11 protein-coding genes and 1 other RNA gene are annotated in these 9699 nt (G+C 63.4%); 9 read left to right on the forward strand and 3 right to left on the reverse strand.

Annotated features, from left to right (window positions below; translation table 11 throughout):
• From QZ326_RS08845 to QZ326_RS08865, 5 genes are all read left to right on the forward strand, one after another.
• Positions 1–253: hypothetical protein (locus QZ326_RS08845; protein ID WP_295744104.1), on the forward strand; the 253-nt coding region annotated here is incomplete at its 5' end.
• Positions 254–315: 62 nt separating this feature from the next.
• Positions 316–415, forward strand: an RNA gene (ffs, locus tag QZ326_RS08850) — signal recognition particle sRNA small type.
• Positions 416–463: 48 nt separating this feature from the next.
• Positions 464–2191, forward strand: coding sequence for a DNA polymerase III subunit gamma/tau (gene dnaX / locus QZ326_RS08855; protein WP_295744107.1), 1728 nt, complete (start codon positions 464–466; stop codon positions 2189–2191).
• Positions 2192–2203: 12 nt separating this feature from the next.
• Positions 2204–2572: a YbaB/EbfC family nucleoid-associated protein gene (locus QZ326_RS08860; protein ID WP_295744110.1), complete on the forward strand. Its 369-nt coding sequence runs from the start codon at positions 2204–2206 to the stop codon at positions 2570–2572.
• 65 nt (positions 2573–2637) lie between these two features.
• The gene (locus QZ326_RS08865; RefSeq protein ID WP_295744113.1) at positions 2638–4467 is read left to right on the forward strand and encodes a DUF4127 family protein; all 1830 of its coding nucleotides are present in this window, start codon (positions 2638–2640) and stop codon (positions 4465–4467) included.
• A gap of 87 nt (positions 4468–4554) precedes the next feature.
• On the opposite strand, the gene QZ326_RS08870 is transcribed toward QZ326_RS08865, so the two are convergent.
• Complete coding sequence (locus tag QZ326_RS08870) at positions 4555–4899, reverse strand: hypothetical protein (protein WP_295744116.1); 345 nt, start codon at positions 4897–4899, stop codon at positions 4555–4557.
• A 43-nt stretch (positions 4900–4942) separates the two neighbouring features.
• Positions 4943–5416, reverse strand: coding sequence for an RNA polymerase sigma factor (locus QZ326_RS08875; RefSeq protein ID WP_295744118.1), 474 nt, complete (start codon positions 5414–5416; stop codon positions 4943–4945).
• Between the two features lie 171 nt (positions 5417–5587).
• On the opposite strand from QZ326_RS08875, the gene QZ326_RS08880 reads away from it, so the two are divergent.
• Together QZ326_RS08880 and QZ326_RS08885 are read left to right on the forward strand one after the other, a co-directional pair.
• Positions 5588–6172, forward strand: a complete 585-nt coding sequence (locus QZ326_RS08880) for a hypothetical protein (RefSeq protein ID WP_295744121.1) — start codon at positions 5588–5590, stop codon at positions 6170–6172.
• A gap of 36 nt (positions 6173–6208) precedes the next feature.
• Entirely contained in the window at positions 6209–6778 is a 570-nt protein-coding gene (locus QZ326_RS08885) for a hypothetical protein (RefSeq protein WP_295744124.1), read from the forward strand.
• A 65-nt stretch (positions 6779–6843) separates the two neighbouring features.
• Here the strand turns inward: QZ326_RS08885 and QZ326_RS08890 are convergent, their stop codons facing one another.
• Positions 6844–7776, reverse strand: a complete 933-nt coding sequence (locus QZ326_RS08890) for a hypothetical protein (RefSeq protein WP_295744126.1) — start codon at positions 7774–7776, stop codon at positions 6844–6846.
• 343 nt (positions 7777–8119) lie between these two features.
• Between QZ326_RS08890 and scfA the strand changes: the two genes are divergently transcribed.
• Together scfA and scfB are read left to right on the forward strand one after the other, a co-directional pair.
• The gene (scfA, locus tag QZ326_RS08895) at positions 8120–8260 is read left to right on the forward strand and encodes a six-cysteine ranthipeptide SCIFF (RefSeq protein WP_295744129.1); all 141 of its coding nucleotides are present in this window, start codon (positions 8120–8122) and stop codon (positions 8258–8260) included.
• Positions 8261–8452: 192 nt separating this feature from the next.
• Positions 8453–9699 (forward strand): thioether cross-link-forming SCIFF peptide maturase (gene scfB / locus QZ326_RS08900; protein WP_295744133.1); only part of this gene is annotated, 1247 nt, incomplete at its 3' end.

Raw genomic sequence — 9699 nt, forward strand, 5'->3', positions numbered from 1 at the left:
GATGTGTCTCACTATGGATGCGAACGCAGCGCTCTCCCAGCTGAGCTACGAGCCCGAGTATGCAGTTTTCGATAAAAGAAATAGAGCCAAACAGAAGGGGCCAGACCCGGACCGAACACGCTCCCGGCTGAGCCGCAGGCCCGCATTTACTTTCAGCCTCCCCGGCAGCTCACCGGACCACTTTGGCTATTATACCATAAATTCTTCTATTGTAAAGTATGTTTTTTTCAAAACCGCAGAAAATTTTAGTTGAAAATCTCTGAGAGATATAGTAAAATAGACAAGCTATGAATAGATCCTCCGCGTGCAGCTGCGGAGCCGGTCTCGCGCAATGGATGCCCGCGAACCATGTCAGGCGGGGAACCGAGCAGCATTAAGCGGGATGTTTCATGTGCCGCGAGGGCGCCGGTTCCGCAGCTGCATGCGGAGGATCTTTTTTCCATTTCTCGTGGGGAGGCGCGCTATGTATCAGGCCCTGTATCGCAAATGGCGGCCCAAGACCTTTTCGGACGTCATCGGCCAGCCCCAGATCACCGAGACCCTGCGCAGGCAGGTGGCGGAGGGGCGGACCTCTCACGCCTATCTCTTCACCGGCACCCGGGGCACCGGCAAGACCACCTGCGCCAAAATCCTGGCCCGGGCCGTCAACTGCGAGCACCCGGTGGACGGGGACCCCTGCAACCAGTGCGACGCCTGCCGGGGGCTGGAGAGCGGCAGCTTTCTGGACGTTCTGGAGCTGGACGCCGCCTCCAACAACGGCGTGGATCAGGTACGGGCCCTGCGGGACGAGGCCATCTATTCCCCGGCCCATGTGAAGAAGCGGGTGTACATCATCGACGAGGTCCATATGCTCTCCACCCCGGCCTTCAACGCCCTGCTGAAGATTCTGGAGGAGCCGCCGGAGCACCTGATGTTCATTCTGGCCACCACGGAGCTGCATAAGGTGCCCGCCACCATCCTCTCCCGGTGCCAGCGGTTTTCCTTCAAGCGCATTACCCCGGCGGACGTGGCCCGGCGGCTGAGCTATGTTGCGGAGCAGGAGGGCATTGGACTGACGGCGGACGGCGCGGAGATTTTGAGCCGCCTTGCCGATGGCGCCCTGCGGGATGGGCTGAGCCTTCTGGACCAGTGCGCCGCCGCCGGCGGGACCATCGACAGCGGCGCGGTGCTGGAGGTGCTGGGTCTGGCGGGAAATCTCCAGACCGCCCAGCTGATGGAACGGATTCTGGCCCGGGACGCCAAGGCGGCCCTGCTTCTCTTAAACCAGCTGTATGGCAATGGCAAAGATGTGGGCGCGGTACTGGGGGAGCTCTCCGCCCTGACCCGGGACCTGCTGCTGCGCAGAACCGCGCCGGAGGGCGGCAGTGTGCTGCTGTCCGGCGGATACGATACGGCCACGCTGGACCGGCTGGGCAGGGATATGCCCGCCAGCCGTTTTCTCTATCTGGCGTCCACGCTGCAAAAGGCGGCGGCGGACCTCTATTACAGCACCAACCGCCGCACCGACGCGGAGCTGTGCCTCCTGCGGCTGTGCGACGAGTCCCTCTCCGGGGATCTGACGGCCCTGGACGCCCGCATCCGCCGGCTGGAAGAGGCCGCGGCCCGGGGACAGGTGATCCGGTCTGCCGTGGAGCGGAGCGCCGCCCCGAAGGAGCCGCGTCCGGCCCCGGCGGAACAGCCGCCCGCCGCAAAGACGGCGCAGGTCCCGGCGGACCCGCCCCCCTGGGACGAGCCGCCGTTTCCCGGGGAGCCGCCTCTGCCGGAGGAGCCCGGGGCGCGGGTATTCGATGTTCCCGAAGAGCCGGAGACGCCTGCGGCGGCTGCGCCGCCTCCTGCGTCCCCGGAGGTCCGGCCTGCGTCCGCCGCCCCGGCAGTGGACGGGAACTGGTGGCGGGCCCTGGCGGAGAGCTGCAAGGGCCGCCTGCCGCCCATGTACCGGGCGTTTCTGGACATGTGCGGCGGTGCGCTGGAGGGGGACCAGATGACGGTCTACGCCCCGGACGACATCACCCTGGGCCGGCTGGACAACGACCGGGTGCGGGGCGCCCTGGCCGAGGAGGCGGAGAAGGCCGCCGGAATGGCGGTACGGCTGGTGTTTCGGGTAGGAGAGCCCCCCAAGGCCTCGCCTCAGGAGAATCTGAAGAACCTGCTGAAATTCGGCAGTCAGTTCGATAATATCACCATTAAATAAAGGAGAATTGTTATGGGATACAGTGCGCGCCGCGGGTTTTCCAACGGCGGAATGAAGGTCACCGGCGCACAGCGCCAGGCGGAGATGCAGCAGAAGATTGTCCAGATGCAGGAGGCTATGGCCGCCGCTCAGGAGGCGGTGGAGGCGCAGACGTTCTCCGCCAGCGTGGGCGGCGGCGCGGTGGAGGCCAAGGTCAGCGGCAAAAAAGAGGTGGTGTCCATCGCCATCAAGCCGGAGGCCGTGGACCCGGAGGATGTGGAGATGCTCCAGGACCTGGTGGTCTCCGCCGTAAACGAGGCTCTGCGCCAGGCCGACGAGGCCATGGAAGCCGGTATGAACGGCGTCACCGGGGGACTGAACCTGGGCGGCTTTGGACTTTGAAAGAGGCGGGGAGCGGAGCCGGAGGGCACGCTCCCCCTTTGCTTCACGGAAAGAGGAGTGCTGAGATGAAGAACAAGACCCGCCTGTTGGCGGCGGCGCTGGCCTGCGCCCTGGTCCTGACGGGCTGCGGGCCGCGGAGGACGGAGCCGGAGCCCTACCCGGAGCCCGCGGGCTCGGAGAGCGCAAAGACTGTGGCCTACGTTCCCTTGGACGACCGGCCTGACAACGTGGAACGGGTGGTGTATCTGGCGGAGTCTCTGGGGTACGCCCTGGCCATGCCGGAGGCGGACTGGTACCGGACCGCGCTGGACGGACAGCCTCTGAACGAAAACGGGACCCAGTACGGCAACGTGGGGCGGCTGTACCGGTGGGTGCTGGAGCAGGAGGAGGCGGGGTGCGACCGGTACATCCTGTCCCTGGACCAGATGCTCTTCGGCGGGCTGGTGAGCTCCCGGGCTGTGACAGCGGAGGCGTGCGCCGTCACATTGCCGGACGGCGGGACCATCCATCTCCAGGAGATGCTGGAGAACCTGATGGCGGTTCTCTCGTCGGACCCGGACAATGTGGTCTGGCTGCTGGACAGCGTCATGCGGCTGGCCCCCACCGTGGGCTACCAGGGCGGTACGCTGGAGGAGTACAACTGGCTGCGGGACTTTGGCTCTCTGCCACGGGAGACGCTGGAGGGAGAACAGCTGACCTTTGAGGGGATTCTGGACAGCTATTCGTGGGGCCCCCATAAGGAAAACCTCTGGAATCAGACCGCGGCGGAGCATGACGGCGTGAAGAACGGGGAGGCGCTTTCCCGCTATCTGTCCGCCCGGGAGGGGAAACTGACGTTTTCCGGTCTGGTGCAGGAGATTCTTCGCCAGCCGGGCCATGAGAACTTCCGCCTGATGGTCGGCATCGACGACTCCTCCCTGGAGGACTGCATCCAGAAAAATGAGATCGCCTACCTGCGGCAGGGCCTGCGGACGGACCGGGCGGGAAATCCCCTGGACTGGATTCTGGCCGGAGTGGACGATCTGGCCTTCAAGGCCGTGGTCCGGATGTATCTGGACGAGACGGGCTGGCGGGGAGATACGGCGGCGGTGCGGTACTACGGCGGCACCGGGGACCGCCCCGCCTGTGAGTACGACTCCCAGCCCCTGGCCACCGTGGTGGCGGAGCATCTGGACCTGTTCGGCCTGACGGAGAGCGCCAATCACCGGGCGGCTGGGCTGCAAATTCTTGTCTTGACCCAGCCGGTGGATGAAGACCGCAGGAGCGGTTATTATGAGGCGCTGATTCGGGATTTGAAAGAGTGCCGGGAGCAGAATTGGCCCGTAATCCTCATCGACGCCGGCAACGGGCGGTACGGCACCGCCTTCCACGAGGCGCTGGCGGAGGAGGCGGAGCTGGGCTGGCTTTTGAGCTACGCCGGATTTCTGGACATGGCCATTGTCACCGGCACGGCGTTGAGCCACGGCGTTGCCCGGTACGCCGTCCTGAAAGACGGCGGCCGGACGGAGGCCATGGACCGGGCCTTTGCCCGTACCCTGGCGGACAGCGTCATCAAGGACTTCTGCTATAAGAACGTGGTGCGCAACGACCTGCTGGCCTACGTCCGCAGCGATCTCGGCGGCGACCCCAACAACTTCTGGACTCCGGAGATCGACCGGGAGGCCGTTCAGGCCCGGCTGGAGAGCGGCATGGACAGCGCCGTAAAGGATGTAATCAAAAATCTCCAGCGGAGCAACTTCTTCGCCCTGGAGCCCGGTGAGGAGAGGGGCTGGGGCGGCGTGGCCCTGGAGAATTACCGATTCCCCTGGGACCGGGCCTTTGAGATCGGCATGGACATCCGGCTGGGGGAGTTCACGGAGCCCCATGAGAGGATTCTGGGCATTTACTATCAATAGGCGCGCCTCGATGAGGAAAGCCCCCGTCCGTTGGGCTGTACCATGGTACTGCCCAACGGGCGGGGGCGCTTTGTTTTGGAGCACCGGTTATGTCTCGGGCTGATCTTCCTGTTCTCCGCCCTGGAGATGGGTCCACTGGGCGGCCATCCGGGTGATATCCGCCGCAAGGGCGCCGGCGGCGTCCGGGCCCTCAGGGCAGTAACCTTTCAAAAAATTTTTCCAGCCTGCCTCCACATCAAAGCGGGGAATATTGGGATTAGCCGCCTCGCGCCGGGCCACCACCTCTGCCACGCAGGTGATGAACGTGTCGCTCTCCGGGGTGCTGGGCTCCTTCGACGCGAAGTCCTCCTGCAGGAGCTGCCGCAGCGTCTTTGTGCTGAACCGATTCAAAAACGGATAGGAAACGTTTTTCTCGCCGATAAGGCCGGGCATATGCAGACCTCCTTGTCTGTGAAATGTTCAAAAGGGGCGGCGTTCAATCCAGGAGCTTCCGGAGAAGCTGCTTCGCCCGCGCGGCCCGCTTGCGGCAGGCCTCCGCTGTTGTGTTCAGCTCCCGGGCCGCCTCGGCGTATGTACAGCCGTCCACGGCCAAGCGCTTGAGCAGGTGCAGGTCCTGCCGGCTGATGAGGCCGTCGTACTCCAGCTCCACGTCCACGGGGTCCTCGTGCCGCCCGTCCTCCGGCAGCGCGTCCGCGCTCACCAGCAGACGGTTCCGGCGCTCGCTCTGGCGGAACTGGTTTTTCATCACATTTTCCGCAATCTTCCGCAGCCACGCCCTGGGATACTCAATCTCCTGATGCCGGACAGCCTCCCAGGCGATGCGGAACGTCTCCTGTACGATCTCCTCTGCCGAATGGTAATCCGTGAACTGGCAGGCGTAGTGGAAAATGGACGCCGCATACTGCCGGTACCACTGTTCCAGCAGCAGATGCTTTTCCCGGCTGTTCAAACCGATCCCTCCGATCCGGCAGTTCTTTTGTAATTTTATGCTGTTTTGGGCGGGAATGCAAGAGAAAATAAAAATTTTACAAGAGCTGTCCGGTTTTCCGCTTTTTCGGACACTACTGCTCTAGAACCAGTGGCCGGCGGGATGCACCGCCGGGGAAAGGAGTTATGAAAGATGAGAGTTACAGGAAATTCCGGAGCCTGGGCCTCCCCGTATTCCATGCCCCAAAGCCGCCGGACAGAGAGCGGCGCGGGGTGGGGGCAGTATCTGGACCCGGAGGTCCAGAAGCGGAATTTGGCGGTCCTGCCGGAAGGGGAGGGTCTGGGCCCGGTATGGATGCAGTTTGAAGATGATTACCGGGCCTGGAAGGCCCGGCAGCCGGAACTGGCCCTGCCGGACCCCCAGGGCTGGACAGAGGAGAATCTGGCCTTTTTGAAGGAGCACTACGCCGGGGACCTGTCCGCCTATGAGGTCTACGATGCCTTGGAGACCATGAAGCGCATGGGGGCCATCAGCCAGAAAGAGCAAAATTATGCGGACGGATGTGTGATGATAGCATTTGATCCTTCCAATATCAATGGCTGCATATTCTATGAGGACACCACAGACCCCGGCTTCTGGCTGGGCAATCTTCACAAAGCCCCCATGGTGAACTTCCGCAGCATGGATGACATCATTTCCTGGGTGGAGGAATTCCGCACGGAGGACCACCCGGACGCCATGACCCGCGCGGAGGCCGCGGCCCGGGGCTGGATCTGATGATCCGGTATGAAATAAAAATTCAGGAGGACAATTATGACAATAGGAGGTACATCAGGGGTCTTCAACTCCGGCTGGTTCAACATCATCAGCGGTTCCGGGCAGGTGAAATGGGCGGGGCTGAAAAGCGAATGCCGGGACCAGTTCCGGGCGGCCGTCCAGGCGAAGCGGGAGGAGCAGAAGCTGGCCTTTGAGAAATTCCAGGAGGACGCGCGGAAGCGCGGAAAGTCCGTCAAACTGACGGATGCGCAGCTGGAGCGCCTCTCCGCCTCATACAACCCAAAGGAGATGACCCGCGGGGAGTATCAGGCCTTTATTGACGACCTCTGCGAGTACGGCATTCTCGACGAAGCGGACAAGGACTATGTCTCATACAGGGGCCTGATCCCTGTTGACTTCTCCGAAACGGGATGTACCATTACCCGCAGAACGCCTTGCGCCCCATACGATAGCAGCTTCTGCTCCAGCGGGGGCAATGTGCTGGACTGGTCGAAGTATCTCTCCACCTTTGAGCGCTTCAATCCGGATACCAACCGCTTTGAACAGACCCGGAGCGCCATTCTGTTTGAGAGGATTCAGAAGGTGCTGGTAAAGATGGGCAGGTAGGCGCGCCCGCTGCGGATGATCCGGAACAGAAGAGCGCCCCGCCAAACGGCGGGGCGCTCTCGGAGTTATGAGATCATCTCGCTTCCAATCTGGTAGCCGTCCCACGTTCCGAACTCCGGCCAGAGGGCGGAGCAGTCATAGAGGCAGTAGGCCGCCAGGGGCGTGCGCCATTTCTCGGCGTTGAAGAACAGAATGGGCAGGGAGTAGACCTCCTCCTGGTGATTCCCGTTGGGCGTGATGGAGAAGAGACATCCGTCCTCCCACTGGTACCACAGGGGAGAGGAGCCATCTCCCTCCTCCGGGGCGGGGGTGCTGACGGCGCTGGCGGTGAGATAGCCCTGGTCCCGCAGCTCCTCAAAGGCGAGGTCCAGGACCTCCACCCCGTGGAGCTCCCCGAACCGCCAGCACAGGGCGGCCTTCTCGCTCTCCAGCAGTCCGCCGGGGGCCTGACTGAGGTCCAGGGAGGCCAGGGAGATGTCCTCGTTCAGGGCCGGGTCCCTGCGCCACAGGTCGTCCAGGACCTGGAGGTACAGTCCGCACAGGTCGTAGTACGTCCCGCCGGGACACTGAGGCGTACCGGCGGAGTAAGCGGAGACGGAACAGACCTGGCTCAGCCGGGCGGGGAAGGTCTCCGGGACACCGCCGCTGAAGGCGATCTCCAGGGGCATCCCGTCCCGGAGGTCCCCGGCGGAGGCGGGCTGGCCGTCCAGATCAACGGGGATGTCCTCCGTCAGGGTCAGCCGGTAGACGCTCTTTCCGTCGTGGCGGTCATCCCTGCCGCCGGGCAGGGGTGCGTCCAGCTCCGCCAGCAGCAGATTTCCCTCCTCTGCGCCGTCCACAATGCGGCAGGTGAGATAGGCGGGAGTCTCGTCCTCCGCCAGGGAGAGGGCGTCCTCCGGCGGCGGGGCAGCACCGGGGGCGTTGGCCGGCGGGACGGGGGCGCCGCAGGCGGTGAGAAGGGCCAGGCACAGGGCGAGAGACAGCAGACACTTTTTCATGGGACAGACCTCCTTTATCTGTTTAGTCGGCGGGAGAGGCGGTTTGGTTCCGCCGGGACGGAAAAATTTTTCCCGGAGCCGGAGGGAGGGGCGAATGCGCGGAGGATAACAGGGAATACATAGGGGAGGGAATCAGGCAGAAGCAAAGGACGGGGAGGTGGTTCTGCGGCGCTGGAAAAATGCGTTGTCCTCAAAAGCAGGGACGGGCACAGAGCCCCGCCCCTACACCCTCCTTTTGGCGGTTTACCTTGACTTTCCAGGGGCGGTATGGTATACTTTTTCCGGTTAAAAAATCCGCCGTATCCGGCGGACCGCAAAATCTGAAAGAGATTGGAGAATCACCATGGAGAGAATCAAGACCCTTGAGACCCGCAGCCTGTGCGAGAGCGCGAAGAAGGGCGGCTGCGGCGAGTGCCAGACCTCCTGCCAGTCCGCCTGCAAGACCAGCTGCGGCGTGGCCAACCAGAAGTGCGAAAACAAGTGAGTGCTCAGTGAAAAACGCCGCCAGAAGGCGGCGTTTTTCTTCGCCGGGGGATTGAGAGGACGTATTCGCAGGCGGGGAGCGCTCCGTGGGGCAGGCGGGCCGCCGGTGACAGCGGCCCCTGCGAGACAACCCGGTTCCGCAGGAGGGTATCCCGCAGACGCGCATCATCCATATTTTTAGATGGAGGTCAACATGGTACATCAATATCAGCTGGGCGGCTATCACATCGTTCTGGACACCTGCTCCGGCGCCATCCACGTGGTGGACGAGGCGGCCTACGATGTTATCGCCCTTTTCGAGGACCACACGGCAGAGGAGATCACGGCGGCCCTGCTGGAAAAGTACGCGGACAGGCCTGACGTGACGGAGGAGGAGCTGCGCCAGTGCATTGCCGACGTCCAAAGCCTCAAGGACGCCGGGAAGCTCTTCACCCCGGACACCTTCGCTCCACTGGCGGGGACGTTTAAGGAGCGGTCCGGGGATGTGGTGAAGGCCCTGTGCCTCCACGTGGCCCACACCTGCAACCTCAGCTGCGCCTACTGCTTCGCCAGCCAGGGGAAGTACAACGGGGACCGGGCCCTTATGAGCTTCGAGACCGGCAGACAGGCCCTGGACTTCCTCATGGACCACTCCGGCACCCGCCGCAACCTGGAGGTGGACTTCTTCGGCGGCGAGCCGCTGATGAACTGGGACGTGGTCAAGCGGCTGGTGGCCTACGCCCGGGGCGTGGAGGCGGAGCGGGGCAAGCACTTCCGCTTCACCCTTACCACGAACGGAGTGCTCATCGACGACGACGTTATCGGCTTTGCCAACCGGGAGATGGACAACGTGGTTCTGAGCCTGGACGGGCGGAAGGAGATTCACGACGCACTGCGGGTGGATTACGCCGGAAACGGCAGCTATGACCGCATTGTGCCCAAATTCCAGGAGCTGGTAAGGGCCCGGGGCGGGGAGCGGTACTACATACGGGGCACCTTCACCCACCGGAATCCGGACTTTACCAAAGACCTCTTCCACATGGCGGACGATTTGGGCTTTACCGAGCTGAGCATGGAGCCGGTGGTCTGCGCCCCGGGAGACCCGGCGGCGCTGACGGCGGAGGACCTGGAGACCGTGAAGGAGCAGTATGAGCTTTTGGCGGCGGACATGCTCCGCCGGGAAAAAGAGGGCCGCCCCATCACCTTCTACCACTACATGCTGGACCTGGAGAACGGCCCCTGCGTCTACAAGCGCATCTCCGGCTGCGGATCCGGCACGGAGTACATGGCCGTCACCCCCTGGGGGGACCTGTATCCCTGCCACCAGTTCGTGGGGGAGGAGAAATACAGGCTGGGCAACATCTGGGACGGCGTGACAAATACGGCGCTGCGGGAGGAGTTCCGCGCCTGCAACGCCTACGCCCGGCCCGAGTGCGCGGACTGCTGGGCCAAGCTCTACTG

This window comes from uncultured Oscillibacter sp. (genome assembly GCF_910587525.1).
Lineage (GTDB): Bacteria > Bacillota > Clostridia > Oscillospirales > Oscillospiraceae > Oscillibacter.

Excerpts from the sequence above, each read along its gene's own strand:
- QZ326_RS08890 (WP_295744126.1), bottom strand. The coding sequence starts at position 7,776 with ATGAAAAAGTGTCTGCTGTCTCTCGCCCTGTGCCTGGCCCTTCTCACC.
- scfA (WP_295744129.1), top strand. The coding sequence starts at position 8,120 with ATGGAGAGAATCAAGACCCTTGAGACCCGCAGCCTGTGCGAGAGCGCG.
- QZ326_RS08885 (WP_295744124.1), top strand. The coding sequence starts at position 6,209 with ATGACAATAGGAGGTACATCAGGGGTCTTCAACTCCGGCTGGTTCAAC.
- QZ326_RS08860 (WP_295744110.1), top strand. The coding sequence starts at position 2,204 with ATGGGATACAGTGCGCGCCGCGGGTTTTCCAACGGCGGAATGAAGGTC.
- QZ326_RS08880 (WP_295744121.1), top strand. The coding sequence starts at position 5,588 with ATGAGAGTTACAGGAAATTCCGGAGCCTGGGCCTCCCCGTATTCCATG.
- dnaX (WP_295744107.1), top strand. The coding sequence starts at position 464 with ATGTATCAGGCCCTGTATCGCAAATGGCGGCCCAAGACCTTTTCGGAC.
- QZ326_RS08870 (WP_295744116.1), bottom strand. The coding sequence starts at position 4,899 with ATGCCCGGCCTTATCGGCGAGAAAAACGTTTCCTATCCGTTTTTGAAT.
- QZ326_RS08865 (WP_295744113.1), top strand. The coding sequence starts at position 2,638 with ATGAAGAACAAGACCCGCCTGTTGGCGGCGGCGCTGGCCTGCGCCCTG.